We start from the raw sequence: 24,978 nt of genomic DNA on the forward strand, positions 1-24,978 counted from the left end.
GCCGCCCACAACACCTACGCCGACGACGGCGCCATGATCGACAAAGGCGTCGCCTTCGCCTCCAGCCACCTCGACGCGGGCACCAGCAGCCCGGCGCAGGTTAGGGGTTTTTCCGGCTGAGCGATTGCTCAGCCGCCCTTGGCATTCAGGAAGGCCACGATCCCCTGGGTGACCGCATTGGCATAGCGCACGCGGCCGTCCGGGCTTTCCATCCGCGCGGCGTCCTCGGCGTTCTTCATGTTGCCGAGTTCGACGAGGATCGCGGGGTATTGGGCCAGGTTCAGCCCCGCGAGGTCGTCGCGGCCGTAGAGGCCGTTCGAGCCGATGTAGTTCGCCGGCTGGAAACCCGCCTGCGCCAAGGCATCCCGCATCGTGGTGGCCAGCTGGACGGCGGGGCCGGCCTGCGCGTCGTTCAGCGGCGGGCTGGAGTAGTTGACGTGGAATCCACTGCCGGCGGGTGGTCCGCCGTCGGCGTGGACGCTGACGATCGCGTCGGGGCGCATCGCGTTGGCCGCCGCGGCGCGGGCATCCACGCAGGGGCCGACGGAGCCATCGTCACCGCGCGACAGCTGGGTGCGCACACCCTGCTGGTTGAGCGACTGGTTGATCAGCGCCACGACCGCCCAGGTGAACGCGTGCTCGGGATAGCCGTCGTTAGCGGCCGCGCCGGACGTCTGGCACGCCTTAGTCCCGCCGCGGCCGTTGGGGACCTGCTGATTGATCGACGCGTCATTGACGGCGTTGTGGCCGGGGTCCAGGAAGACGGCCGACCCGGCGACGCCGGCGGCGGCGCGGGGCGCGGCCATGACTCCTCCCGCGCCGAGCAGCACCGGCGCCAATCTCAGCACGTCGCGGCGGGAAATGGCTTCCAGCCGAGCCGGGCGGTCAGTCACCGCGCGATGGTAACAATCGCGGTTGGTGCCGGGCTCAGACGTCGGTCAGCGCCCGGGCCGCTTCGCGGAACATGGTCTGCTTGATCGCGCCGAGCGTGCCGGGATCCTTGCCGCCCAGCGGACGCAGCAGGTCGGTCGCCGCGGCCGTCACCTCGGCCTCCGGGGCGGTCGCGTCGACGATGCCGAATTCGGCGGCCTCTGCCCCACCGAACCGCCGCCCCGTCGTCATGGAGGCCACCGCGGCGCGGGGCGTGAGCTTGGCCTGGATCAGCGCGGCCATGCCGTCGGTGAACGGGATGCGGATGTCCACCTCGGGGAAGCAGAAGAATCCGCGGTCGGCGCGCATCACCCGCACGTCGTGGGCCATGGCGAGCATGGCGCCGGCGCCGAAGGCGTGCCCGGTCACCGCGGCGGCGGTCGGCATCGGGAAGGTGAGGACGCGGGCCAGCAGGGCCTGCACCCGCGCGACGTAGGACTGGGTCTGGTCGGCGTGCGCGCCCAGCCAGTCCAGGTCCAGTCCGTTGGTGTAGAACTTGCCGGCCGCGGTGGTGACCAGCCCCTGCGCGCCGGTCTGCTGGATTTCGTCGAGCTGCTCGTTGATCGCGTCGAGAAACTCTGGGGAGAACCGATTCTCGTCCTCGCCAAGGCCCAGGATCGCGATCTTGTCGTCCCAGCGCAACGTCGGTGTCATGTCGTGGCCCTTTCTTTGGTTCTGCGTGGGGGCGCGCCGGCGTCGAGCACCGCGGTGACCGCCGCGCGCAGCCGTTCGCGCGCCTCGGGGTCGTCGATCCGGTTGCGGCGCAACAGGATCACGGTCGGCAGGTCGACGACGCAGGTTGTGATGACGTCGACGGCCGCCGCGTCCTTGCGGTCCCAGAGGCGGCGGGCCAGTCGGATCATCGTGTCGACCAGTAGCCGGTCCAGGTCGCGCAGTTGTGAGTCGATGTCGGGCGGTGTGTCCGGACCGAGCAGCTCGTCGCGGCGCACGGTCAGCAGGAGTTGCGACGATTCCGGGTGGGTTTGGGCGAAGACCGCCGGCGCCTCGGCGGCCGCCACCACGGCCGCGACGCCGTCCAAGTCCGCGACGGAGTCGATCAATTCGCCTTGCGCACTAAGGAATCGGTGGCCGGCCCGTATCCAGGCGCGCCCGACGAGCCCCGCCCGTGAACCGAACGTGTGGTAGAGCGCGCCATTGGATACGCCGGTCGCCTCTCCGACGGCTCGGATCGTGACCGATGCCGGGCCGGACCGCACGGCCAGCCGTTCGACGGCGTCCAGGATCTGATCCTGGTCGTGAACCCGGGGGCGCGGCATGCGGACATAGTAACAGAGCGATTGCTCTGTTATAGATGTGCGGGCCCGTTCACGCGATCGCAACGCCCTGTTAGCGGGATAGCGGCCAGAACCCGTTTGGCGGCACGCGGTGATCGGGAACCCCGTGCTCATGGGCAAGGTCACGCAGGTCAACGAAGAAGCGCTGTTAGCGGACCTCGGCCGGCAGCTCACCGGTGAGTTCCCGCGAATCCCGTCAGAGGTCGTCGACGCCCTCATCCGCGAAGGGCATGCCCGGTTCGCGCACAGCCGCGTTAGGGACTTCGTTCCGTTGTTCGTGGAAAAGCACACGCGCGAGGAGCTGAGGGCGCGGTCCAACTAGCTACTTCAGGTTGTATGCCTCGCGCGAGAGGCGGAAGAAATGACCGGTGCCAGAGTCGGCAGCCCGGTGCCGCGGGTGGTGTCCGTGGGGCAGACCATCGCCGGCAAGCTCCCCTGTACGAGATCGACCTGATCGCCGATGGCCCCCACGCAGGACCGCGGGCGCTGCAGTCCTTTCGGATGCCGGGTGAAGGCGCTCGCGCAAACTTATTTCGGGATTATCCGTCCGGTCCAGCGTCGCAAGAGCTTACGCTCAGCAAATGATCGGGCGGGTACCCTTGGTTGTCATCGCCGTTACGGCTGTTGCCGCGGCGCCGACCGCACGCGCGGACGCCCAGGACTTCCAGTCCCCGTCCGGGAACATCTACTGCGTCCTGCGCAGCTTCGGCGTCGCGTGCGACATCAGCGACTTCGATTACCAGCCGCCGCCGCCCCCCGAATGCGGCAAGCACCTGCCCGGGGGCAACCGCTTCGTACTGAACGCGGGTGAGCTCGCCACCATCCACTGCCACGGCGACACGCTGCGCGTCGACGGCGAGCCAACCCTCGACTACGGGCAGACCATGTCCGCGGGCACGGTCCGCTGCGAAAGCGAGCCGTCGGGCATGACGTGCACCGACAGCAGCACCGGCCATTACTTCCGCGTGTCGCGGGATTCTTACGACCTCGGTTGAGAGTCGTTCCGCTCGAACCGGTTACGCCCGTCCCGGGTGAATTCCTCCCGAACATGCGGCGAACCGGTGGGTCTGACTACGGCATGCGTGTAATGTCCGAGTTTGCTAGCCGAGAAATTCCTGTTAACTCTTGGTCGCTTTGCTCGGCCAAAGGATCAGGGGGTGCCGTGACCGACGTGTCCGAGCTGTCGGCGGCGATCGAGGCCGACGAGGTCGTGGTGTCGTTGCAGGACGAGTCTTTGCTGCTGGGCGGCGACCCCACCGCCGTCGAGTCCTACCTGTGTCGGCTGCGCGCGACCGCTGGGCACGGCTTGCGGGTCGCCGGCATCGACAGCGCCGCGCTGGCGAACGCGGCGATCGCCGGGCTGGCCTCGCTGCTGGCCGACTCCGGCAAGTACGTGCAGCTGCATCGCGACGCCGTCGCCGTGTTGAGGGAAGGCAACCTGGTACCCGTCGCCGACGGTTTCTTCCGGCTGACGACGGGCGTCGACGCCGGCGAGATCTTGGCGCAGCTGCAATGGCGACCGGAACTGCTCGGCCCGGAGGTGATGCTTTCGGCGCAGATGCTCGCGGTGCAGATGGCGTTGAAGTCCGCGGTCGCAGAGGTCGAGGACGCCGTCCAGCGGGTGGAGGACAAAGTCGAAGCGGTGCTCGAGGTGGCCCGGGCGCAGCGCGCCGGCGACGTCCTGGGCAACAGCCTGACGGTCTCGCGCATGGTCGACTCGTTGGACAAGTATGGGTCGCTGCCCGACGCCTACTGGGATTCGGTGGCCCCCCTGGGGCCGGCGCTCAACGTCGCCGTCGAGCAGCTGCGCAACCATGTCGGCCGCATCCTGTCGTCCTTCGACCATGAGTTGCCCGTGCATCAGCGCGCCGGAAAGCTGCGAAATGCCATAGACGACAACCGGCTTGGCGACACGCTGAGCCTGCTAGTGATCGCCGAGGAGGCGCTGCACAAGTGGCAGCGGCTGAACCTCGCGCGCATCGAAGCCACGGAGCCCGAGCAGCTGCTGCGGGCGATCGACGAGGCCCGCGAGCTCGTCGACCACCATCTGCGCGAGGACCTCGACATCTATCGGAGCGCGAAGGACGTGCTCGACCGGTTTGGGCAGTCTAAGGCGGTTGACGGCTTCCGGTTCTGGGCGGTGCGCGAGCTGGCCAAGCAGCGCGTCGCCCTCCGCGACGAGTTCGATCGTTTCGCCAAGGCCCGCCAGCACCAGGTCGAGATCTGGGAGGACTTCCACATCCCGAGTGTGCTCGACGCCGCCGTCGCCACGTTGGGAGCCGTCGGAAGCGTGACTGGCCAGGCACTTGTAGGCGTGGGCCGCGGGATCGTCTGGTTGGGCGGGCAGGTCGTTCGGCCGTTTCGGGGTGTAGATGGCGAAGAAGCGTCTCAAGCAAGCAGCTCGGCAGCCGGCCGGCATGATCACGACGCGGTCGCGTATTGCAGCACCGGTTCCGACGAATCGACGTGGCTGCCACTGATGATCCGCAGCCGGTTTGGCCGCACCTCGTAGAGGACGCCATCGACTGGGTTGGTGACATCGAACCCGTCTCCCGCGCGCTCGGCATTGGAAAGCTCGATGTGCGCGCCGTCGCTGATGCGCTCGCCGCGGTAGTAGTAACTGCCGCTGAGGTTTTGGCACACCACGGCCAGCGACTTGGCGGTCCGCACCACGGCGGCCGGCGGGTTCCCCGGATCGCAGCGGGCTGTCTCGCCGACGAACCCCAGCCCGTCGGCGCCCCGCACCGGAGCCGAGAGCGTCGGCGTCTTCGGCGGCGGCGGACTCGACGGCGGGGGCGATGGCGCCTGGGCCGTCCGAGCAGGCGGCGGACCGCCACCCGTCAACGCCGACACCAGCGCCACGATCAGCCCGGCGATCACCAGCACCACCGCCGCCCCGGTCGCCACCAGCGGCGCGCGGCCGCCAAAGGGACGGGAAGGCGTCGCAGGCTCCGGATCGACGACCGGATACGGCCTGTAACCGGTGTCATCCGGGTTCGGGTAGACCGCCTCGAACGGCCGGGTGCGCAGGGGCGCCGCGCCGGCGCCGACAGCGACCGACTCGTAGGCCGCGTTCACGGCCTCGCTGGCCGCCCGGGCGAGTTCACCGGCGGAAGCGAACCGCGCCGTCCGCTGTTTGGCCATGCCGAGGGCGATCACGTCGTCGAAGGCCCGGCCCACCCCGCGGCGCATGATGCTGGGTCGCGGCGCAGGCGACAACATGTGCACGCGCTTCAGCTCGTCGGGGTCGGCGCTCTCGAACGGCGGTTGGCCGGTGAGGCATTCGTAGAGCAGGCAGGCCAACGAGTACACGTCGGTCTGCGGGCCGACCCGGCCGGTGGTGAACCGCTCGGGCGGCATGTACACCCGCGACGGCTCGGCGCCCGCAATGCCGAAGTCGACCAGATACGCGAAGTGATCGGGGGTCAGCAGCACGTGCTCCGGCCGGACGCCCAGGTGCAGCAGCCCGGCGGCGTGCGCGGCATCCAGCGCCCGCGCCACCTGCGCGACGATCGACGCGGCGCGCGACGGTTCCAGCGGCCCCCGTTCGCGCAGCAAGTCCTTCAGACTTCCGCCCTCGACCAGGTGCATGTCGACGAAGAACACCTCGTCGATCGAACCAAAGTCGTGCACCGGGATAACGTGGGGTTCCTGCAGTCGCGCGGCGATCCCACACTCGCGCTGAAAGCGTTGCTGGAAGCCGGGATCCGCGGCTATCGAGGCAGGCAATAGCTTGATCGCGACCGCCCGGTCCTTAACCATGTCGTACGCCCGGTAGACCTCGCCCGTCGCGCCCGCGCCGATCAGCGATCGCAGCTCGTAAGGCCCAAACCGAGTGCCAAGCCGCGAGGTCAATGGGCAGTCCTTCCGCTAGGTCGATCGTGTCCAGCCCGCCGGGTTCCCACATTCGCCGCCGACCTAACGTGCGGCGGCTCACGCGTGCGGCGGCACGGGCATCAGAACAGGCCGCGGTTGAAGCTGGGCGGGCCAGCCGGCGGCGTCCGCCGCCCGCCCCACGCCGATGCCGGCCGTCAGCAGCGCGCCGGCCATCCACTTCTTATTCATGCCGCAAGCACACAACGGGCGGCGGGCTACCGATCCATATCGGGCTCAGCCGCCGTGCCCGCCCTTGTGGTTGTTAGTCGGGCGACCTGGGAGCGGCATCGGCTGCGGGCGCTGCGCTCAACGGTCGAACTACTGCCCGCCTTTCAGTGACTCGGCCAGTTTTTCGCCCTCGGGCGTCAATTGGAACCAGACCGCCAAATCCCACAGCGCGGGCTCGTCGTAGTGGCCGACGAAAAGATCGCGAAGGCGCTCCATGGCGGCATCGATCGAGAGATCCCAAGGCACCACTCGTTCATCGGAAGCGCCCAGTATGTCCCCAATCTTCATGAGGCCGTCGTCGAGCAGGGATTGAATCGTGCGCAGCACCAAGTTTTGCTCGTCCTCGACGGTATCGGCGAGGTGGTGACGTCTCATGATGGACGTGACCTGCGCCATCGGGACACACATTGCCGTCCCGTCGAGCAGCAACTCCTTGCGCAGGAACTCTTCGGCGTTAGTTCCGGGCTTGGTGTGCCCTAGATGCCGGTCATCGGGCTGGGTCATCATTTTCTCCGACGTAGCAGTTCTTTAGGTTGTTAGCTTCGGTCGTCATTCTTGTGGGCCTTCGAATTCTTCGGGGATCTCGCCTAGCAACGGCCACTTGTGATCCAAGGTGTGCGGGATATGGATCGGGTGAGGACCTGTTGCGGGCGAATTAGGCGGCAGCCCGCCGAAACCTGGCATTGCTCCCCCGCCCTCTGGGGCGCCGGGGGCGGGCTTAACAGCGGGCGGGGCTTCGACGGGCGCACGGACCGGTGCCTGCGGGGTGACAGCAGGTTCTCCGGACGCAGGGCCAGCAGGACGCGGTGGGGAGGGCGCTATTTCCGGTACACCACCTCTCGGGTTGATGTGAACTTTTGTATAGCCACCTTGACCGGGAATGTTGATGTCCACAACCGGTTTTCCGTTCGACTCGGCGGTCCAGCGCTGTCCGATCGTCGTGCCGTCGGGTAGCCGGTATCGAATCCCTTTTTTGGGGTCGCCGTACCCGTTCGGCATTTCGACTCCGTGCTGTTTGGCCCAATTCCACAGGTTCTCGAGATCTTGCGGAGAACGCACTTCCCTGACGTCGGGTCGGTCTCCGACCGGGAGTTTGTCAAGCACCCGACGGATATCGTCACCGCCGGGGGCGCCGGTGGGCCCGGGATTCGGTTCGCCGTTGCCACCGTCTTGTTTCCAAACGCGATCGACGGCGTAGATATGGCCATTGCGGGCTGGCGGAGGGTCGATAGAGGCGGGAGGTTGCGGGAACGTGTCGCGGATTCCGGCCACGGCGGCCGTGATTTTGCTGGCGACTTGCTGATCCAGACGAACCAGTTGCGCGGCGCTTTGACGGACTTCGCCGGCGAAGGCCTGTGCTGCGGCGTGCCGGGCGGCCCGCTCCGCGACTGACCCGCCACCCACGCGGTCGATAACCGAAAGGTCCTCGCCCACTTCGAATCCCGCCGAACGAGCGTCATCGACCGCGTAGCGAACTCGGGATCGGGCCGCATACAGATCCGAGGCCCCGCTGCGAGCGACCCGCGATGCCGCCTGTAGTTGGTCGACGGCTGCGCTCGTGGCTTGTAGGTCGGCATGCGTCGCGCTACGTAACGCGTCGGCGGCTTCGCCGCGCCAATCGACCGAGACACCGTCGCGCCAGACCTGGTGGACCACCCCATAGCTACGCTCGCCAACGGCCTCCCACTGAGCGGCCGCCTCGGTGAGATGGTCGGTGGGCCAGGCCAACAACGCCGACAGATTAGGAGCCCCTCCAACCGCCATTGCTACACGCTGGTCACCGAGAGAGCCACCGCAGCGAAGTCGGTGGCAGATTCAGCTTCGTTGGCAATGTAGCGCGTATCGGCTTGCCCGACGCCGATGGCGCGTGCACGCACCTGCGCGGCCAGCCTGGCGGTGAACGCCGCGACATCGACATGGGCACCGTTGACGGCGGCCGAGCTGGGCTGACACGACAACCCCAGCCCCGTCGCCGCGGCCGTGCTGTCTAGACCGTCCACCAATACACCCCAGCGGGCCGCCATAGCCTTGACACCGGCGCTGTCCACACGCATCGTTTGCCGCACAGTGCGACCTTAGGTTGCACGTCAGGCGCCTGCCAGTCACTCAGATGCCCCCTGGCATCCAACAAAATCACCCCACCGACAAGGGTCCACAACTCTTGTCTCGCAACGCATGTCGACCTCAGCCGCCGTGCCCGCCCTTGTGCTTTTTCCCGGGAGGACCCGGCGGGGGCGCCGGCTGCGGGGTGCTGCTGGCTGCGGTGGTCGTGGTGGCGGTGGTCGGCGCCGGCGTGGTGGTCGTGGTCGTGGGCGCCGGCGGTGGCGCCGAGAACGGCCGATCGATCGCGAAAAGCAGCAGCGCCAGCAGGAACGCGGCGACGATCGCCGCGATCCACCACTTAGGCCGCGGACTGTTCGGCTCCAGCCGCGCGGGCGTATACGTCAGGACGGCGGGCGGCGGCGCCTCCATGACCCGGGTGTGGGTGGGCCTCGCCGGCGGTGCGGCGCCCACCAGCGCGGCTCGCATCGCGGCTGCCCGGTCGAACCGCCACGCGGGGTCGCGCGCCATCGACCGTTCGATCGCGACGGCGAGGAGCGGTGGCACGTCCGGGCGCAGCGCGGCCAGCGGCGGCGGCGACTCGTTCAGGATCGCGTGCGCAAGCGGGCCCAAGTCCTCCTGCGGGAACGGCCGCCGCCCGGTCAGCGCCTCGTAGCCCACCACGCCGACGGCATACAGGTCGTCGAGCACCGTGGCCGGCTTGGACGTCAGTCGCTCGGGGCTCAGATAGGCCATGCTGCCGACGACTTCGCCCGCCCTGGTGTAGGCAGCGCCGGACGTCTTGGCGATGCCGAAGTCGGCGAGCTTGGGTTCGCCCGCGGCGGTGAACAAGATGTTGCCGGGCTTGACGTCGCGGTGCAGGATGCCGGCGTGATGCGCCTCCGCCAGGGCGTCCAGGACGCCGTCGAGCACGGCGTGCACGAACCGCGGGGGCAGCGGCCCGCGGGCGATGTGGTCGGCTAGCGTCACGCCCGGCAGCCGCTCCATGACGATGAACGGCAACCCGTAATGCTCGCCGACGTCGTGCACCACCACGACGTGCGGGCCGGTCAGCCGCGCGGCCACCCGCGCCTCGGTGTCGAACCGCACGCGGCTGTCCGGCCGGTCGGCCACCCCGGGACAGAGCAGCTTGATCGCGACGGGACGGTTCAGCTTCCGGTCCCACCCGTCGCGCACCTCCGCCATCGCACCGCGGCCCAGGACACCCCCCAGCTCGTACCGGCCGTCACCAAGGAGACCGCCCGGCACCAGGAGCACTCCGTTACTGCCCTGGCCGCGGTAGGACTGAGTTCCTTGGAGGTCCGTGTCGATCTCCTGTCAGAAAGCTGACTTACCTGCTGACTCCGGATAGCCAGGCAATCGGGGATCGAAACCCGCTACTCGACAGGCGTCGAACACCCGCCCGGCGTCGAGGTCACCACGGGTCCCCCGACGATTGCGGACCGATCGTTCGAGGTCGTATGCGAGCACCCGTCGATCACCTCACCCCGGCGATAGGCTGAATCTTCATGAGCTCCATGACGGCACGCTTCGCCGAGATCGTCGGCCAGCACAACCTGCTGGCCGGTGACGCCATCCCCGAGGACTACTGGCACGACGAGGTGTTGACGAAGCCGGCGCAACGGCCGGCGTACGTCGCGAAACCCGCTTCCGCGGAGGCGGTTTCGCAGCTGCTGAAGGCCGCCTCGGACAACCGCGTGCCGGTGACGGCCCGCGGCTCGGGCACCGGCCTATCGGGTGCGGCGATCCCGCGGACCGACGGACTGCTGATCTCCTTCGAGCGGATGAACGCCGTCCTCGAGGTGGACACCACCAACCAGGTCGCCGTCGTGCAACCCGGGGTCACGCTCACCGAGCTGGACGCCGCGACCGCCGACAGCGGCCTGCGCTACATGGTGCACCCCGGCGAGCTGTCGTCCAGCGTCGGCGGCAACGTCGGCACCAACGCCGGCGGCATGAACGCGGTCAAGTACGGGATCGCCCGCCAGAACGTGCTCGGGTTGCAGGCGGCGCTGCCGACCGGCGAGCTCATCCGCACCGGCGGCAAGATCGCCAAGATCTCCACGGGTTACGACCTGACCCAGCTCATCGTCGGCTCCGAGGGCACCCTGGCACTGGCCACCGAGGTGACCGTCAAGCTGCACCCGCGGCTCGACCACAACGCCGCTGTGCTCGCCCCGTTCGCCGACTTCGATCAGGTCATGACGGCGGTGCCCAAGATCGTCGGAAGCGGCCTCGCGCCCTACATCCTGGAGTACATCGACAACGTGACGATGGCCGCGCTCGTGCACACCCAAAATCTGGAGCTGGGCATCCCCGACAACGTCCGCGACAGTTGCGACGCGTATCTGGTTGTGGCGCTTGAGAACCGCACCGCGCAGCGGCTGGATGAGGATGTGGAGAAGGCCGGCGAGCTGCTGGCCGAGCTGGGCGCCGTGGACGCCTATGTGCTGGAAGGCGGTTCGGCGCGCAAGCTGATCGAGGCGCGCGAGAAGGCGTTCTGGACGTTGAAGGCAGTCGGCGCCGACGACCTGATCGACACCGTGGTGCCACGCGGCGCGATGCCCAAGTTCTTGTCCGCCGCGCGGGGCCTGGCGGCGGCCGCCGGCGGCGCCGCGGCGGGCTGCGGGCACGCCGGCGACGGCAACGTGCACCTGGCCATCTTCTGCAAGGACCCCGACACGCGCAAGAAGCTGATGACAGACATCTTTGCGCTGGCAATGGAATTGGGCGGGGCGATCTCCGGCGAACACGGCTTGGGCCGCGCCAAGACCCCCTACTTCCTCGAGCTCGAAGACCCGGTCAAGGTCAACCTGATGCGGCGCATCAAGCGGAGCTTCGACCCGGCGGGCATCCTCAACCCCGACGTCGTGTTCGCGGGATCCTAACCGAAAACCGGAAAGTGTCGTTGGGCGGCAAGGGCTTTGAGCCCTTTCTGCATCGTCCAGCGTACGTGCGCGTCGAGCCTCTTGATGTCGGGTGCGTCGCCGAATCTGTGAAGTTCGATCGGCCGCAACACCTCGGTGACGATCTTGGTGGGCAACGGCATGTTGACCGGCGCGAGGACGCTGAGCCCGAACGGGAAACCGAACGTCACCGGCATGATGTTCGTTCGGAAGAACCTGCGCTCGAACTTGGTGAGCCGAAGCAGGCGCGCCAGCCACTGCCCGCGCGTCAGGAACAGCTGGCTCTCCTGCCCACCGATCGAGACGGCGGGCACGATCGGAACGTCTGCCTCCAGCGCGGTGCTGATGTAGCCGGTCCGGCCGTCGAAGTCGATGACGTTCTCCTGCAGCGTCGGCCGATACACGTCGTAGTCACCGCCCGGGAAGACCAGCACGACACCGCCGGATGCCAACGCCTTCGCCGCGTTCTCGCGCGTCGCCCGGATCACCCCGGTGCGCCGGAAGAACTCGGCGGCCGGCCCGGAGAAGATGGTGTCGAAGGCCAGCGCGTAGAGCGGCCGGTCGTAGCCGAAGGTGTCGTAATAGTCGACGGCGAACACCGACAGGTCGAACGTCAGCATGCCGCCCGAATGGTTACCCACCACCAGCGACGGGCCTTCGGGAATGTTGTCCAGGCCGCGCACCTCGGACCGAAAATACCGTTTGACGATCGGCCGGGTCAGCCCGATGACGTGTTCGGTCAGGTCGCGGTCCCACTTGTCGACGTCGGTCAAGTCGGTATGGGTGTCGTTCATGTCTTTGCCCTCGCTCACCGTTGAGCGTGAGCTGATGGTACGCCCACCGATCCACGGCGACGTCCGTTTCGCGGCACGGAGTTCCGCCGGCGAATTGGGAGGATATGGCGAAGTGCCCGCCTCGCAGCGACAACCGTCCGCTGAGCTTATCCGGCGGCGCGGCCACCGCACGTTGTCGCTGTGAGGCGGGCACTTTGGACACCTCTCCCGGGCCGGGGACTCCTGTGGCGCGTGTGACGTCGCCGGCGACCCCTCACATCCCGAAGTGCGTGCGACGCACCGCGGCGACGGCCTCGGGCGGTCCACTCACCGCGACCTCTGCCGCGCCGACGCGGCCAAACAGGTACAGCAGCAGCTCACCGGGCGCACCGCTGAGCACAGCCGCCGGTGCACCCGGCCGCACCGTCGCCAGCTCGCCGGCGCCCACCCACTCGACCGCAAGACCGCAACCAGAAAGCCGCCGCCCCAAGAACCGACCGCCGCGCCGCACGTTGCGCCACAACGCGGCGTCCAGCTCGGGCGCCAGACGGCGTGGCCCGAGCCCGTTCGCCCGGCGCAGATCCTCGTGGTGGACGAAGAACTCGTTGAGATTCGCCAGCGCCCGAACCCAGCCGACGCGGAAGAACCCAGGGGGCGGCCCGGAGCGGATCGTCGAGACGAGCGACGCGAAGTCCTTGCGCCGGGCCAACATAACCCGGTGCCGCTCGGCGAACCGTTGAAAGCGGCCCGGCAGCACCAGGCACGGGCCGGCCACCAAATCGTGTTCCCGTAACACGAGGTGGGCGGCGAGATCGTGAGCGGTCCAGCCCTCGATCAGGGTGCGAGCAGACGGGCCGAGCTCGGCGAAAAGGTCACACAGCGCAGCGCGCTCCCCGGCGTCTAGCGAAGGCCCAGCCACACCCGCAGGCTACTGCAATCACGCTGCGCGCCAAACCAATAAACGTGAACCGGCACACACAACCAACGGTTGTGCCCTCACAACGGTGCGACCTCTACTCCCCTATGCCTGATCCCGGCACTATGAAGCGATGAGACGTGGGTGCAACGGAGCGCCCGCGCTCACCTCTGACTGACAACATCATCGCGTCGATGCCGCGGCCCGCAGCCCCAGAGCCGTCCCCGCACCGCGAAGGAGATATCAATGACCACAGCACGTCCCGCCAAGACACGCAGCGAAGGCCAGTGGGCGCTGGGTGATCGCGAGCCGCTCAACGACACCGAGAAGATCAAGAACGACGATGCGCCGCTGAACGTGCGCGACCGCATCGTCAACGTCTACGCCAAGCAGGGCTTCGACAGCATCGACCACTCCGACCTGCGCGGGCGCTTCCGCTGGATGGGCCTGTACACCCAACGCGAGCAGGGCTACGACGGCAGCTGGACCGGCGACGACAACACCGACAAGATCGAAGCCAAGTACTTCATGATGCGCGTCCGCACCGACGGCAAGCCGTTGACGGCGCAATCGATGCGCGTCCTCGGCCGGGTTTCGACCGAATTCGCCCGCGACACAGCCGACATCAGCGACCGGGAAAATCTGCAGCTGCACTGGATCCGCATCGAGGACGTCCCCGAGATCTGGCGCCGCCTGGACGAAGTGGGCCTGCAGACCACCGAGGCCTGCGGCGACTGCCCACGTGGCATCCACGGTTCGCCGCTGGCCGGCGACGCGCTCGACGAGGTGCTCGACCCGACACCCGCGATCGACGAGATCGTCCGGCGCTCCCTGAACAACCCCGAGTACGCGAACCTCCCGCGCAAATACAAGACCGCGGTGTCCGGCCTGCAGGACGTCTCTCACGAGACCCACGACGTCGCGTTCGTCGGCGTCAACCACCCCGAGCACGGCCCCGGCCTGGACCTGTGGGTGGGCGGCGGCCTGTCGACCAACCCGATGCTGGCTCAGCGGGTCGGCGTGTGGGTTCCGCTCGACGAGGTGCCCGACGTCTGGGAGGCCGTGACCCGGGCCTTCCGTGACTACGGCTATCGGCGGATGCGCGCCAAGGCGCGGCTGAAGTTCCTGATCAAGGACTGGGGCGTAGACAAGTTCCGTGAAATTCTTGAGACGGAATACCTCAACCGCCGGCTCATCGACGGCCCCGCCCCCGCGCCGGTCAAGCACACCATCGACCACGTCGGCGTGCAGAAGATCAAGAACGGGCTCAACGCGATTGGCGTCGCCCCGATCGCCGGACGCGTGTCGGGCGCGACGCTCTCGGCGGTGGCCGACCTGATGGAGAAGGTCGGCTCCGACCGCGCCCGGCTGACCCCGTTCCAGAAGCTGGTCATCCTCGACGTGCCCGACGCCAAGGTCGACGAGACGGTCGCCGCGCTGGACGCGCTGGGCCTGCCGTCGCGTCCCTCCGCGTGGCGCAAGAACACCATGGCCTGCACCGGCATTGAATTCTGCAAGCTGTCCTTCGCTGAAACCCGAGTGCGCACACAGACTCTGGTGCCCGAGCTGGAACAGCGCCTGGCTGACGTCGACTCCAAGCTCGACGTGCCGATCAGCGTCCACCTCAACGGATGCCCGAACTCGTGCGCCCGCATTCAGGTCGCCGACATCGGCTTCAAGGGCCAGTGGATCGACGACGGCCAGGGCAACTCCGTCGAGGGCTTCCAGGTCCACCTCGGCGGCGGCCTCGGCGAGGCCAGCGGGTTCGGTCGAAAGTTGCGTCAGCACAAGGTGACCAGCGACGAGCTCGGCGACTACATCGACCGGGTGACCCGCAAGTTCCTCGAGCAGCGCGACGGCGACGAGGCTTTCGCGTCCTGGGCGCTGCGCGCCGACGAGGCCGACCTGCGATAGGAGCTGAGAACCACGCCATGGTCGCGATCAACTTCACCGAAGGCCAGCCGCGCAAAGTGGCGCAACGCGGCGCGGCCGAAATGGCAAACGCCACCCGCGCCAACGGCCCGCTGGTGGGGACGAAACAAGATCGAATGCGGGTTACACGCGTCATGAGCACGCTCGTACTCACCGCCCACGGCAGCCGGGATCCACGTTCGGGTGCCAACGCGCGCGAGCTGGCCGACAGGCTGGCCTCGATGCGCCCCGACCTCGACGTGCGGCTGGCGTTCCTCGAGCTCAACGAACCGAATTTGGTCGACGTCCTGGCCGGCCTCCCGGACAGCCGCCAGGCGGTGGTGGCCCCGTTCCTGCTGGCCAGCGCCTTCCACGCACGCCTGGACATCCCCCAGCAGATCGCCGACGCCGGGGCCCACGGCACCCGGCAGGCCGACGTGCTCGGCGAAGACGAGCGGCTGGTCTCGGTACTGCGCGAACGCCTGGCCGAGGTCGGGGTCTCCCCGGACGACGGCGAACTCGGGGTGATGGTCGTCGCGATCGGCTCGTCCAACGCCGCGGCGAACGTGCGCACCGCGAAGGTGGCGTCCAGGCTGGCGGTCGGCACCCGGTGGGCCGGGGCGACGACGGCGTTCGCCACCCGGCCCGAGGCGTCGGTGCACAAAGCCGCCGCACACCTGCGCCGCCGGGGAGCGCGACGGCTGGTCATCGCGCCGTGGTTCCTGGCGCCGGGCCTGCTCACCGACGGCGTCTCAACCTTCGCGCGGGACAACGGCATTCCGATGGCCGCGCCGCTGGGCGCGCATCGCCTGGTGGCCGAGACGGTCCTGGACCGCTACGACGAGGCGCTGGCAGCCGACGCCGCCGCCTGAACGTCGATGTGTTGCGGGTAAACCTCGCGGGAACTCGACGTTCGCGGAAGAGTTACGTCCGGGTGCGACTGACGACGTGGCTCAACATGTCTCGCACGGCCCCGGCCGGCGGGTTGCGCCCACCCACCCAGATGGCGCGAAACTTGCGGCGCAGGTCCAACTTCGGGATCGTGACCGCGCTCAGCCGCCCTACCGCCAGGTCGTCGGCCACCGCGAGCCGGCTCATCGCCGCAGGTCCCGCACCGGCGAGCACGGCCGCGCGCATCGCGGCCGCCGACGTCAATTCCAGCACCGGCGCAGCCTGCTCCATGTCGTCGCCCAGCACCCGACGCAGCGCCACCGTCAGCGAATCCCGAATGCCCGAATGCGGTTCGCGCGCAACCAAAGGTGTTTGCGCGAGTTCCCGAGCACTCACGCTACGTCGCGTCCACTTGTGGCGCGGCGGCACCACGATCACCAGTTCATCCTGCCCCACCACGCAGGTGCCCAATCCCGTTGGAGTTCCTGGGTTTTCGACGAAACCCAGATCGACGCTGCCGTCGCGGACCGCGGTGATGGCGTGCTCGCTGTTGGTGGCGGTCAATATCACCTGCGGCGCCGAGCCGCCGCGCCGCGTCGCCTCGGCCTGCAGGGACAAGAGCCAGTGCGGCATCAGCTGCTCGGAGATCGTCTGACTCGCCGCAACCCGTACCCGCTCACGGCCCTCCTTGCGCAGCGAGCCCATGCCGGCGTCGATCTCGGTGGCGACCTCAAGCAATCGTCTCGCCCAGTCCGCGACGATCAGGCCCGCCGGCGTCAGCTGCGAGCCGCGCGTCGTACGCACTGCCAGTGTGACCCCGATCTGGGCCTCCATCGACGCCAGCCGCCGCGAAATTGCCTGCTGCGTCAACCCGAGTTCGCGCGCGGCTCGGCCCAGGCTGCCGGTCTCGGCGATCGCCAGGAACACCTCCAACGAGGCGAGCTCGGGCATCCGGGGGCTGAGCGGCATGGCTGATCACATCACAATCAATTCGTGTGACACAACGATAGCTTGTGACTCCACAACACCGCGTGCCCTACTGGCGCCCGGTTGCGACTAGAACGATGGAAGCGATGGCCCTGGCCGGTAGCGCGCGTCTGCCGCGCTAAATTAGCCAGCCGGACAAGGAAGGACAACGCTCGTGGCTTATGTGATCGCCGAACCCTGCGTCGACATCAAGGACAAGGCGTGCATCGAGGAATGCCCTGTCGACTGCATCTACGAGGGCGCGCGGATGCTCTACATCCACCCAGACGAGTGCGTCGACTGCGGCGCCTGCGAGCCGGTCTGCCCGGTTGAGTCCATCTACTACGAAGACGACGTGCCCGCCGAATACGGCGCGTACACCCAGATCAACGCCGACTTCTTCGCCGAACTCGGCTCCCCCGGCGGCGCGACCAAAGTCGGGCTGACCGAGAACGACCCCGCCGCGGTCAAGAACCTGGAAAGCCGGGCCGAGGCCACCTAGGCCGACTCACGCCAGCAACGATGCGAATTCGCCACGCGGTACCGAGAGCCGCTGGGGGCCGTCGACCTGGGCGAGCCCTGGCCCTGGTTGAAGAAGATGATCACGCCGTCGTATATGCATTGGCGTCGTCGGCGGCCGCGGCTGTCGTCGGCATAGCCGCCACACCTCGTAAGGTGAGCCCATGCAGACAGGTCGAATCATGCATGTCATCCGGCAGATAGGTTCGCTCGTAGTCACGGCGGTGACCGCGGCATCCACGCTCAACGCCTACCGGCCGCTGGCGCGCAGCGGGTACGCCTCGCTCTTCTCCTTCATGTTCGGTGTCGTGGTCACCGAGTTGCCGCTGCAAACGCTCGTCAGCCAGCTCGGCGGTTTGGCGTTGACGGCCCGGCGGCTCACCCGGCCGGTGCGATTTGCGGCGTGGACGGTGGCGGGCCTGTCCGCGCTGGGCCTGCTGAACTTCAGCCGCGCCGGGCACAAAGCCAATGTTCCGCTGACCGAGGCGTTAGACCAGGGCCTGGGCGCATCCCGGCTCACCGAATCGGGAGACCTGTGGCGCCGGCCGGCCGGGCCCGGCATCGCCAAGGCGCCGGGCTTGTTGCGGATGTTCCGGATCTACCGCGACTACGCCCACGACTCCAACATCAGCTACGGCGAATACGGCAGCGCCAACTACCTGGATATCTGGCGTCGTCCCGATCTGGACCCCGCCGGCAAGGCCCCGGTGCTCTTTCAGATCCCGGGCGGCGCCTGGACGACGGGAAACAAACGCGGGCAAGCCCATCCGTTGATGAGCCACCTCGCTGAGCTGGGCTGGGTCTGCGTGTCGATCAACTATCGGCACAGCCCGCGCAACACCTGGCCCGACCACATCGTCGACGTCAAACGCGCCCTGGCGTGGGTCAAGGCGCACATCGCCGAGTACGGCGGCGATCCCGAATTCATCGCCATCACCGGCGGTTCGGCCGGCGGCCACCTCTCGTCGCTGGCCGCGCTAACGCCCAACGACCCGGAGTTTCAGCCCGGCTTCGAGGACGCCGACACCCGGGTGCAGGCGGCGGTGCCGTTCTACGGGATCTACGACTTCACCCGGTTCAACGACGCGATGCACCCGATGATGCCGGCGCTGTTGGTCAAATCCGTTGTCAAGCAACGGCCGTCGACCAACATGCAGCCGTTCATCACCGCGTCTCCGGTCAATCACATTTCGGCCGACGCTCCCCCGTTCTTCGTCCTGCATGGCCGCAACGACTCGCTGGTGCCCGTCGAGCAGGCGCGCGCGTTCGTCGAACGCTTGCGCAAGGTCAGCAACCAGCCCGTGGTGTACGCCGAATTGCCGTTCACGCAGCACGCTTTCGACATCTTCGGTTCGGCACGCGCGGTGCACACCGCGGTCGCCGTCGAGCAATTCCTAGCCGAGGTGTACGCGACGCGCCAGCAGGCCAATGTGGCCTAGCCGCCGAGCATTTGGGCCACCACACCGGCGATGATGGCCTCGGGTTCCTGCTCGATGCCGACGGCTTGTAGCTCGCCGCCGATCGCCAGGGACGCGACGCCGTGTACCAGTGACCACAGCGGTGCGGCGAGTTCGCCCGGGTCCCGACCTTTCACGACGCCCGCCGCCTGACACGCCGCGATCGCGTCGATCAGGTCGCCGAACGCCTGCTCGCCGGCGGCGGCCAGGTCTGGGTGGTCGGCCTTCGACAGTTCGGCGCCGAACATCACCCGATAGTGGTCCGGGTGGGCGACCGCCCAGCGCACGTAGGCGCGGCCCAGGTCGACCACCCGGTCCTGGGGCTGCTTGGCGGCGGCAGCTTCGGTCAGTTCGTCGTGCAGGTCGCGGAAACCCTGCTCGGCCACGGTCGCCAGCAGCGCCGCCTTGTCGGCGAAGTGCCGGTAGGGGGCGGCGGCGCTCACCCCGGCGCGCCGCGCCGCCTCGGTCAGCGTGAAACCCTTCGGCCCCTTCTCGGCCACCAGCGACAGCGCGGCGCTGGTTAGCGCCCGTTTCAGGTCCCCGTGGTGGTAGCGGTCCCGACGCTTTACGCCGGTCGGCGATTTTCGCTCGCGGCCCATGTTGACGAGATTAACATTCCGGGCTATGTTAAGGCCATTCACATGTTGGGGAAGGGGACGAAATGGACCAGCAACTCATGGCCCCCCGCGTCGGCGACCGCGACCGGGAGAGGGCGGCCGCACGCCTCGGCCAGGCCCTCGCGCAGGGCTACCTGGATCTGGGTGAGTACGACCAGCGGGTGCAGGCCGTGTTCGGTGCGCACACCACCGCCGAGCTCCGAGAGCTCCTCGCCGACCTACCGCTCGAGCGGATCCGGCGCGCGGACCCGCGCCGCCGCGCCGCCCGCGCCGAGGCCGCCCGCCGCAGCGTGCGCATTCACCTCGCCGGCTACCTCGCGATGACGGTCGTCGTGCTCACCGTGTGGGCGGCCGTCGCCGCAACCACGGGCGCCACCTACTTCTGGCCGATCTGGCCCATCCTGGGCGCCGGCATCGGTCTCGTCAGCCACGCATTGGGCATTCACCCCGCCGGAAAACGGTTGGGAAGTAATGTCTGTCGCTAGTCCTTAGGACGCACGCCGACCGCCCGGTACACGAACACCGGCTGCACCGGAAATCGCAGCGTCATGACCGGCAGCTTTGCCAGCACGTCGTCGGGGATTGCCTTGCGGTAATTGAGCTTCATCGACCCGCTGAAGGCAGGATCGACGCCGTGCAAATCGATTTCGAGCTTGAGGCCCTTGCGGGTGATCGTGGCCCTGCCCGGCCCCTTGCTGGTGTCCCACGGGCAATCGATCGAGCGCAGGGTGGAGTCCCCGCGCGCGGGAAACGTGGCGAGGATCCGCGCGGTGGTGAAAGCGAACGCGCCCGTGTAGCGGGCCACTCCCGAGGCCGAATAGACGCCGGGCACATGGCCGCCGAAGTGCCGGCTCACCCCGACTTTGCCCGCGCTGAAGATCAGCCCCTCGGCTTCGAGTTCGTCGCGCAGCGGCGCGGGCAGTTTGCCGATCTCGGACAAGTTGCGGAGAAAGCCCAACACGTCCAAGACCGTAGCCAAAGCGCGACGCGCTCGCATCGGTTCGCCAGAGCGTTTACTGCACCGTGACGTTGGCCGTGTACGTGCACGACGGTTGGGTGTCCTTGCCGACGAAGCTGCTGTAGGCGGTGCCGATCGTGGTGGTCCCCGGCTTCAACGCCGTGAATTTCCACACCTCAGTGCCGGGGGCTCCCAGCGCGTCCGAGCTCGGCGGTACAAATTGGTGACTCTCCTGCTTGAGGACGCCGGGGTCGCCGATCTTCATCTCCGGCGCCCACCGGTACGGGGTGGTGTAGTTCGAGCCCAGCTTCACGACGAGCGTGTTGCCGACGGCCAGGGTGATGTTCTGCGTGACGACGCTCTGGGTGAGCACCTCGTTCATCGGCACCTCGAGCGTCTTGGTCGACGGCGGGTTCCTGGATGCGAAATGGCAGCCCACCAACATCGGCGAAACGAGCATCGCGACGGTCACCAAGAGCTTGATCTTCCCGACAGTCATCGAGCCCATTATGACCCGGAGCCCTGTTGGCCTGCCGCCGCCTACGAGAGCAGCCCATGCTCGGCGTTTCGATCGCGCGTTTGCTGTGGGTCCGGTAGCTTCTGTGCATGTTTGGCATCATCCGGCCCTGCCGTCACCGGCTCGGCGGCGAGCTGGCGGCCGCCTGGACAGCCCAATTGTGCGGATTGTGTCTCGCGCTGCGTGACGATTACGGCCAGGCCGCCCGCATCGCCACCAACTACGACGGACTTGTGGTCTCATTGCTGGTTGAAGCGCAGTCCCCCGGGCAGCCGGCCCGCCGCGCCGCCGGGCGTTGCCCCCTACGCGGGATGCGGCGCGCGGACGTGGCCACCGGCGACTGCGTGCGACTGGCCGCGGTGGTGTCGCTGGCGCTGGCGGCGGCTCGGGTCCGCGACCACGTAGACGACCGCGCGGCATGGTCGGCGTGGCCGGAGTGCGGCCGGCGGCCCGGCGCATCGCCGAACGCTGGGTGCGCCAGGGCACCGACACCGGTCACACCCTGGGCTTCGACACCGGCGTGCTGGTCGCCGCGATGGACCGCCAGGCCGCGCTCGAGGCTCAGGCCTGTCCGGGCAGCTCGCTGTTGCTGGTGACCGAGCCCACCGAGACCGCGGTCGCCGAGGCGTTCGCGCATACCGCCGTGCTGGCCGGCCGCCCCGCCAACGCGGCACCGTTGCGCGAGGTCGGGCGGTTGTTCGGCCGGGTCGCGCACCTGCTCGACGCGGTCGAGGATTACCGCGACGACGTGGCGAGCGGGAAGTGGAACCCGTTGGCGGCGACTGCAACTCCCGTGGCGGCGGCGCGCACCCTGTGTGACGACGCGGTGCTCGGCATCGAACTGGCGTTGGCCGACGTGTCGTTCAGCGACGGGCGGCTGGTCGATCGGCTGTTGACCAGCGAGGTGCGCCGCGCGATCAAGCGCACCTTCGCCCGGGCCGGTTTCAGCGCGCAGAACGGAACGCCGCGCGGTCAGCAGGAGCCGATCCACTTCGGTGACCAGCCGATCCAGCCCGGGGACGACGAGGGAACACCGAACCCGGGGCGCAAGTCGCGGCGCGGCGGCGACGGGACCGGTTGCTGGTGCTGCTGCGAGGGCTGCGATTGCTGTTGTGACTGCGATGACTGCTGCTGCGACTGCACCTGAATCTGCAACCGGTGCATGCTTCTCGAATTTGATATCGCCGGCGCTATCACGTCCGGGTGTCACCACTTACCTCCAGGTGCGTGAGACCACCCGTACGGCGGGCTGACCGCAGGACCGGCCAAACCCCAAGCCACGCAATCCGATCATGTCCGGCAGGATGGGCTGGTGTTTGGCCTCGTCCTGATCGTCGCGCTCGTCTCCACCGTCATCCTCGGGACGGTTCTCGGCCGGCGTTATCGCGTCGGTCCCCCGGTGCTGCTCATCGTGCTCGGCACATTGCTGGGACTCATCCCGAACTTCGCGCATGTGCACGTCAACGGCGAGATCGTGCTGCTGCTGTTCCTGCCGGCGATCCTTTACTGGGAGGGCCTGAACACCAGCTTCCGCGAGATCCGGGCGAACGCGCGCATCATCGTGTTCCTCAGTGTCGCGCTGGTGATCGCGACGGCCGTCGCGGTGTCGTGGACGGCGCGGGCGCTGGGCATGGACTCCCATGCGGCCGCCGTCCTGGGCGCGGTGCTCTCCCCCACCGACGCCGCCGCGGTGGCCGGCCTCGCAAAGAAGTTGCCCCGCCGGTCGGTGACCGTGCTCAAGGCCGAGAGTCTCATCAACGACGGCACCGCCCTGGTCCTGTTCGCCGTCACGGTCCATGTCGCGATCGGGGGTTCCGCGATCACCCCGATCGATCTGGTGGGCCGGTTCGTTGGCTCCTATTTGGGCGGTATCGCGGCCGGGCTATTGGTCGGCGGGGCGGTGACGTTGCTGCGCAAGCGGATCGACGCGCCCCAGGAGGAAGGGGCGCTGAGCCTGGTGACGCCGTTCGCGGCGTTCTTGCTGGCGCAGAGCATGGAGTGCAGCGGGGTGGTCGCCGTCATGGTCTCCGCCCTGGTGCTCGCCTATGCCGGGCCGGTGGTGATCCGGGCACGCTCGCGCCTGCAGGCGTATGCCTTCTGGGACAGCGCGACGTTCCTGCTCAACGGCTCGTTGTGGGTGTTCGTCGGCGTGCAGATTCCCAACGCGCTGCGCGGCATCGTCGGCGTGGACGGCGGGGTGCGCCACGCGTTGTTCATCGCGCTCGCGGTGACCGCCGTGGTGATTCTGTCGCGGATCTTCTGGGGCGAGATCACCGTCGTGCTGATCCGGCTGATCGATCGTCGCGAGGCACAGCGCGAACGCCGCGTCGGCTGGCGTCAGCGCTTCGTCACGGCCTGGGCCGGATTCCGCGGCGCGGTGTCGCTTGCGGCGGCGCTGGCCGTGCCGATGACCACCCTCAGCGGCGCGGCCTTCCCCGACCGCAGCCTGCTCATCTTCATCGTGGTCGTCGTAATTCTGACCACCGTCCTGGTCCAGGGCACCACGCTGCCCGCGGTGGTCCGCTGGGCGAAGATGCCCGATGACGTCGCCTACGTCGAGGAATTGGGCCTCGCGCGGACCAGGGGTGTCCAAGCGGCGCTCAACGCACTACCGACGGTCGCCGACGAGGTCGGCGTCAGCGACGAGCTGCGTCAACGGCTGCAGAAGGAATACGAGGAGAAGGCCGCGCTGTCCCTGGCCACCGAGGACGGCTCGGCGGACGGCCACCTCGCCAAAAAGAAGGAGCTGGTCCGGCGGGTGCGGCTGGGCGTGCTTGAGCAGAAGCGACGTGAGATCACCGCGCTGCGCAACCAAAACCTGATCGACGACATCGTCCTGCGCGAACTGCAGAACGAGATGGACCTCGAGGAAGTGCAGTTGCTCGACGCGGCGGACGAGGAGTAAGGCCCGTCGGTCGTCGACCGTACAGTCGGCCCCATGTTGCAGACGGTGGCGATCCGCGGCTATCGCTCGCTGCGCGAGGTGATCCTGCCGCTGGGTCGGCTGTCGGTGGTCACGGGCGCCAACGGCGCAGGCAAGTCGTCGCTGTACCGCGCGCTGCGGCTGCTGGCCGATTGCGGCCGCGGGGAGGTGATCGCCTCACTCGCCCGCGAGGGCGGGTTGCAGTCCGCGCTGTGGGCCGGACCCGAGGAGCTCAAGGGCGCCCGCCGGACGGGTAAGGCCCAGGGCACGGTCCGAACCCGGCCGGTATCCCTCGAATTGGGCTTCGCCTCAGACGATTTCGGCTATCTGGTCGACCTCGGCATTCCGCAGATGGCCGGGATCAAGTCGGCGTTTGGCCGCGACCCCGAGATCAAGCGCGAGGCGTTGTTCGCCGGGCCGGTGCCGCGCGCCAGCGCGACGCTGGTGCGCCGCACGCGCGACTTCGCCGAGGTGAGCACGGAATCCGGCCGGGGCTTCGACGAGCTGTCCCGTTCGTTGCCGTCCTACCGCAGCGTGCTGGCCGAATACGCCCACCCGCATGCGCTTCCCGAACTCGCGGCGGTGCGCGAGCGGCTGCGCGGCTGGCGGTTCTACGACGGCTTCCGCGTCGACGCCGGCGCGCCGGCGCGGCACCCGCAGGTGGGCACGCGCACCCCGGCGCTCTCCGATGATGGCAGCGATCTGGCTGCCGCGATCCAGACGATCATCGAGTCGGGCTTCGACGACCTGAGCCGCGCCGTCGCCGCCGCGTTCGACGGCGCCACGGTCTCGGTCGGCGTCCATGACGGGCTGTTCGACCTGCAGCTGCGGCAGCGCGGCATGCTCCGCCCGCTTCGGTCGGCCGAATTGTCCGACGGCACACTGCGATTCCTGCTCTGGGCCGCGGCGCTGGCCAGCCCGCAGGCGCCGTCGCTGATGGTGCTCAACGAACCGGAGACGTCGCTGCATCCGGACCTGGTGCGGCCGCTCGCGGGGCTGATCCGGACCGCCGCCGCGCGGACGCAGGTCCTGGTGGTCACCCATTCCCGGGCGCTGCTCGAATACCTGGACACCGTGCCGGTGGCCGACGCCGACGGCAGTGACCGAGCGGTCGAGATCGAGCTGTACAAGGAGTGGGGCGAGACGCGTGTGGTCGGCCAGGGCCTGCTGACCACGCCGCCGTGGGACTGGGGCGGGCGCTAACTGGCCGTCGCGCCCCGTCAGACCGCAATCG

At 68.4% G+C, this 24,978-nt stretch carries 27 protein-coding genes and 2 pseudogenes; 14 read left to right on the forward strand and 15 right to left on the reverse strand.

Annotation, left to right across the window (positions count from 1 at the left end; all coding sequences use genetic code 11):
* Window positions 1-120: pseudogene (locus tag A5695_RS01275) on the forward strand (cutinase family protein); the annotation flags it as partial.
* An 8-nt stretch (window positions 121-128) separates the two neighbouring features.
* On the opposite strand, the gene A5695_RS01280 reads toward A5695_RS01275, so the two are convergent.
* From A5695_RS01280 to A5695_RS01290, 3 genes are all read right to left on the reverse strand, one after another.
* Window positions 129-806, reverse strand: coding sequence for an Rv3717 family N-acetylmuramoyl-L-alanine amidase (locus A5695_RS01280; RefSeq protein WP_156749401.1), 678 nt, complete (start codon window positions 804-806; stop codon window positions 129-131).
* Window positions 807-927: 121 nt separating this feature from the next.
* Complete coding sequence (locus A5695_RS01285; protein ID WP_068077280.1) at window positions 928-1,584, reverse strand: enoyl-CoA hydratase-related protein; 657 nt, start codon at window positions 1,582-1,584, stop codon at window positions 928-930.
* On the reverse strand, window positions 1,581-2,207 hold the full coding sequence (locus A5695_RS01290) for a TetR/AcrR family transcriptional regulator (RefSeq protein ID WP_068077282.1): 627 nt from the start codon (window positions 2,205-2,207) through the stop codon (window positions 1,581-1,583). The genes A5695_RS01285 and A5695_RS01290 overlap by 4 nt, the downstream gene beginning before the upstream one ends.
* A 109-nt stretch (window positions 2,208-2,316) precedes the next feature.
* On the opposite strand from A5695_RS01290, the gene A5695_RS01295 reads away from it, so the two are divergent.
* From A5695_RS01295 to A5695_RS01305, 3 genes are all read left to right on the forward strand, one after another.
* Window positions 2,317-2,547 carry a three-helix bundle dimerization domain-containing protein gene (locus A5695_RS01295; RefSeq protein WP_197515321.1) on the forward strand — a complete coding sequence of 77 codons (231 nt, stop codon included), beginning with the start codon at window positions 2,317-2,319 and terminating at the stop codon, window positions 2,545-2,547.
* A gap of 259 nt (window positions 2,548-2,806) precedes the next feature.
* On the forward strand, window positions 2,807-3,220 hold the full coding sequence (locus A5695_RS01300) for a DUF6636 domain-containing protein (RefSeq protein WP_068077284.1): 414 nt from the start codon (window positions 2,807-2,809) through the stop codon (window positions 3,218-3,220).
* A 167-nt stretch (window positions 3,221-3,387) separates the two neighbouring features.
* Entirely contained in the window at window positions 3,388-4,737 is a 1,350-nt protein-coding gene (locus tag A5695_RS01305; protein WP_231974679.1) for a hypothetical protein, read from the forward strand.
* On the opposite strand, the gene A5695_RS27040 is transcribed toward A5695_RS01305, so the two are convergent.
* The 6 genes from A5695_RS27040 to A5695_RS01335 all read right to left on the reverse strand — a co-directional run bounded on the left by A5695_RS27040 (window position 4,647) and on the right by A5695_RS01335 (window position 9,638).
* Window positions 4,647-6,080 (reverse strand): serine/threonine-protein kinase, encoded by a 1,434-nt coding sequence (locus tag A5695_RS27040; protein ID WP_082945778.1) that lies wholly within the window; start codon window positions 6,078-6,080, stop codon window positions 4,647-4,649. The two genes, A5695_RS01305 and A5695_RS27040, sit on opposite strands and share 91 nt — an antisense overlap.
* Before the next feature lie 78 nt (window positions 6,081-6,158).
* Window positions 6,159-6,290: a hypothetical protein gene (locus A5695_RS29980; protein ID WP_255398562.1), complete on the reverse strand. Its 132-nt coding sequence runs from the start codon at window positions 6,288-6,290 to the stop codon at window positions 6,159-6,161.
* 129 nt (window positions 6,291-6,419) lie between these two features.
* Window positions 6,420-6,833 carry a hypothetical protein gene (locus A5695_RS01320; protein WP_156749395.1) on the reverse strand — a complete coding sequence of 138 codons (414 nt, stop codon included), beginning with the start codon at window positions 6,831-6,833 and terminating at the stop codon, window positions 6,420-6,422.
* A 45-nt stretch (window positions 6,834-6,878) separates the two neighbouring features.
* A complete protein-coding gene (locus tag A5695_RS29315; protein WP_369830143.1) occupies window positions 6,879-8,060 on the reverse strand; it encodes a hypothetical protein in 1,182 nt (393 codons plus the stop codon).
* Window positions 8,061-8,095: 35 nt separating this feature from the next.
* Entirely contained in the window at window positions 8,096-8,395 is a 300-nt protein-coding gene (locus tag A5695_RS01330) for a hypothetical protein (RefSeq protein ID WP_231974681.1), read from the reverse strand.
* Between the two features lie 118 nt (window positions 8,396-8,513).
* Entirely contained in the window at window positions 8,514-9,638 is a 1,125-nt protein-coding gene (locus A5695_RS01335) for a serine/threonine-protein kinase (RefSeq protein WP_068077360.1), read from the reverse strand.
* A gap of 260 nt (window positions 9,639-9,898) precedes the next feature.
* On the opposite strand from A5695_RS01335, the gene A5695_RS01340 reads away from it, so the two are divergent.
* Window positions 9,899-11,278, forward strand: a complete 1,380-nt coding sequence (locus A5695_RS01340; RefSeq protein WP_068077292.1) for an FAD-binding oxidoreductase — start codon at window positions 9,899-9,901, stop codon at window positions 11,276-11,278.
* On the opposite strand, the gene A5695_RS01345 is transcribed toward A5695_RS01340, so the two are convergent.
* The gene (locus A5695_RS01345; RefSeq protein ID WP_068077362.1) at window positions 11,275-12,090 is read right to left on the reverse strand and encodes a lysophospholipid acyltransferase family protein; all 816 of its coding nucleotides are present in this window, start codon (window positions 12,088-12,090) and stop codon (window positions 11,275-11,277) included. The genes A5695_RS01340 and A5695_RS01345 overlap by 4 nt on opposite strands.
* 253 nt (window positions 12,091-12,343) lie before the next feature.
* Window positions 12,344-12,988: a TIGR03085 family metal-binding protein gene (locus tag A5695_RS01350; RefSeq protein WP_068077294.1), complete on the reverse strand. Its 645-nt coding sequence runs from the start codon at window positions 12,986-12,988 to the stop codon at window positions 12,344-12,346.
* Window positions 12,989-13,231: 243 nt separating this feature from the next.
* Between A5695_RS01350 and A5695_RS01355 the strand changes: the two genes are divergently transcribed.
* The gene (locus tag A5695_RS01355; RefSeq protein ID WP_068077295.1) at window positions 13,232-14,899 is read left to right on the forward strand and encodes a nitrite/sulfite reductase; all 1,668 of its coding nucleotides are present in this window, start codon (window positions 13,232-13,234) and stop codon (window positions 14,897-14,899) included.
* A 152-nt stretch (window positions 14,900-15,051) separates the two neighbouring features.
* Complete coding sequence (locus A5695_RS01360) at window positions 15,052-15,768, forward strand: sirohydrochlorin chelatase (RefSeq protein ID WP_068077363.1); 717 nt, start codon at window positions 15,052-15,054, stop codon at window positions 15,766-15,768.
* A 52-nt stretch (window positions 15,769-15,820) separates the two neighbouring features.
* Here A5695_RS01360 and A5695_RS01365 read toward each other — a convergent pair whose 3' ends face one another.
* A complete protein-coding gene (locus tag A5695_RS01365; protein ID WP_068077298.1) occupies window positions 15,821-16,756 on the reverse strand; it encodes a LysR family transcriptional regulator in 936 nt (311 codons plus the stop codon).
* Between the two features lie 172 nt (window positions 16,757-16,928).
* On the opposite strand from A5695_RS01365, the gene fdxA reads away from it, so the two are divergent.
* Window positions 16,929-17,255 (forward strand): ferredoxin, encoded by a 327-nt coding sequence (gene fdxA, locus A5695_RS01370; RefSeq protein ID WP_068077300.1) that lies wholly within the window; start codon window positions 16,929-16,931, stop codon window positions 17,253-17,255.
* A gap of 181 nt (window positions 17,256-17,436) precedes the next feature.
* The gene (locus A5695_RS01375) at window positions 17,437-18,711 is read left to right on the forward strand and encodes an alpha/beta hydrolase (RefSeq protein WP_068077302.1); all 1,275 of its coding nucleotides are present in this window, start codon (window positions 17,437-17,439) and stop codon (window positions 18,709-18,711) included.
* Here the strand turns inward: A5695_RS01375 and A5695_RS01380 are convergent.
* Window positions 18,708-19,328 (reverse strand): TetR/AcrR family transcriptional regulator, encoded by a 621-nt coding sequence (locus A5695_RS01380; protein WP_068077304.1) that lies wholly within the window; start codon window positions 19,326-19,328, stop codon window positions 18,708-18,710. The genes A5695_RS01375 and A5695_RS01380 overlap by 4 nt on opposite strands.
* A 62-nt stretch (window positions 19,329-19,390) precedes the next feature.
* Here A5695_RS01380 and A5695_RS01385 point away from each other — a divergent pair, with 62 nt between their 5' ends.
* Window positions 19,391-19,831 (forward strand): DUF1707 domain-containing protein, encoded by a 441-nt coding sequence (locus tag A5695_RS01385; RefSeq protein ID WP_068077306.1) that lies wholly within the window; start codon window positions 19,391-19,393, stop codon window positions 19,829-19,831.
* Here the strand turns inward: A5695_RS01385 and A5695_RS01390 are convergent.
* Both A5695_RS01390 and A5695_RS01395 read right to left on the reverse strand, forming a co-directional pair.
* Window positions 19,828-20,307, reverse strand: coding sequence for a hypothetical protein (locus tag A5695_RS01390; protein WP_156749397.1), 480 nt, complete (start codon window positions 20,305-20,307; stop codon window positions 19,828-19,830). The genes A5695_RS01385 and A5695_RS01390 overlap by 4 nt on opposite strands.
* A gap of 52 nt (window positions 20,308-20,359) precedes the next feature.
* Complete coding sequence (locus A5695_RS01395; RefSeq protein ID WP_082945781.1) at window positions 20,360-20,812, reverse strand: protease inhibitor I42 family protein; 453 nt, start codon at window positions 20,810-20,812, stop codon at window positions 20,360-20,362.
* A 98-nt stretch (window positions 20,813-20,910) separates the two neighbouring features.
* Between A5695_RS01395 and A5695_RS29985 the strand changes: the two are divergent.
* From A5695_RS29985 to A5695_RS01410, 4 genes and pseudogenes are all read left to right on the forward strand, one after another.
* A pseudogene (locus A5695_RS29985) lies at window positions 20,911-21,183 on the forward strand (DUF5685 family protein); the annotation flags it as partial.
* Window positions 21,184-21,239: 56 nt separating this feature from the next.
* Entirely contained in the window at window positions 21,240-21,968 is a 729-nt protein-coding gene (locus A5695_RS01400; protein ID WP_231974682.1) for a DUF5685 family protein, read from the forward strand.
* 165 nt (window positions 21,969-22,133) lie between these two features.
* On the forward strand, window positions 22,134-23,726 hold the full coding sequence (locus tag A5695_RS01405; protein ID WP_068077310.1) for a Na+/H+ antiporter: 1,593 nt from the start codon (window positions 22,134-22,136) through the stop codon (window positions 23,724-23,726).
* A 33-nt stretch (window positions 23,727-23,759) separates the two neighbouring features.
* Window positions 23,760-24,947: an AAA family ATPase gene (locus A5695_RS01410; RefSeq protein ID WP_068077312.1), complete on the forward strand. Its 1,188-nt coding sequence runs from the start codon at window positions 23,760-23,762 to the stop codon at window positions 24,945-24,947.
* Window positions 24,948-24,978 lie beyond the last annotated feature (31 nt).

Origin of the sequence: Mycobacterium sp. E1747 (assembly GCF_001667775.1) — a bacterium.
GTDB lineage: Bacteria > Actinomycetota > Actinomycetes > Mycobacteriales > Mycobacteriaceae > Mycobacterium.

Coding starts and splice junctions, on each gene's coding strand:
- A5695_RS01280 (WP_156749401.1), bottom strand. CDS start 806: ATGGCCGCGCCCCGCGCCGCCGCCGGCGTCGCCGGGTCGGCCGTCTTC.
- A5695_RS01285 (WP_068077280.1), bottom strand. CDS start 1,584: ATGACACCGACGTTGCGCTGGGACGACAAGATCGCGATCCTGGGCCTT.
- A5695_RS01290 (WP_068077282.1), bottom strand. CDS start 2,207: ATGCCGCGCCCCCGGGTTCACGACCAGGATCAGATCCTGGACGCCGTC.
- A5695_RS01300 (WP_068077284.1), top strand. CDS start 2,807: ATGATCGGGCGGGTACCCTTGGTTGTCATCGCCGTTACGGCTGTTGCC.
- A5695_RS29980 (WP_255398562.1), bottom strand. CDS start 6,290: ATGAATAAGAAGTGGATGGCCGGCGCGCTGCTGACGGCCGGCATCGGC.
- A5695_RS01320 (WP_156749395.1), bottom strand. CDS start 6,833: ATGACCCAGCCCGATGACCGGCATCTAGGGCACACCAAGCCCGGAACT.
- A5695_RS01340 (WP_068077292.1), top strand. CDS start 9,899: ATGAGCTCCATGACGGCACGCTTCGCCGAGATCGTCGGCCAGCACAAC.
- A5695_RS01345 (WP_068077362.1), bottom strand. CDS start 12,090: ATGAACGACACCCATACCGACTTGACCGACGTCGACAAGTGGGACCGC.
- A5695_RS01355 (WP_068077295.1), top strand. CDS start 13,232: ATGACCACAGCACGTCCCGCCAAGACACGCAGCGAAGGCCAGTGGGCG.
- A5695_RS01360 (WP_068077363.1), top strand. CDS start 15,052: ATGAGCACGCTCGTACTCACCGCCCACGGCAGCCGGGATCCACGTTCG.
- A5695_RS01365 (WP_068077298.1), bottom strand. CDS start 16,756: ATGCCGCTCAGCCCCCGGATGCCCGAGCTCGCCTCGTTGGAGGTGTTC.
- A5695_RS01375 (WP_068077302.1), top strand. CDS start 17,437: ATGCAGACAGGTCGAATCATGCATGTCATCCGGCAGATAGGTTCGCTC.
- A5695_RS01380 (WP_068077304.1), bottom strand. CDS start 19,328: ATGGGCCGCGAGCGAAAATCGCCGACCGGCGTAAAGCGTCGGGACCGC.
- A5695_RS01385 (WP_068077306.1), top strand. CDS start 19,391: ATGGACCAGCAACTCATGGCCCCCCGCGTCGGCGACCGCGACCGGGAG.
- A5695_RS01395 (WP_082945781.1), bottom strand. CDS start 20,812: ATGGGCTCGATGACTGTCGGGAAGATCAAGCTCTTGGTGACCGTCGCG.
- A5695_RS01400 (WP_231974682.1), top strand. CDS start 21,240: ATGGTCGGCGTGGCCGGAGTGCGGCCGGCGGCCCGGCGCATCGCCGAA.
- A5695_RS01410 (WP_068077312.1), top strand. CDS start 23,760: ATGTTGCAGACGGTGGCGATCCGCGGCTATCGCTCGCTGCGCGAGGTG.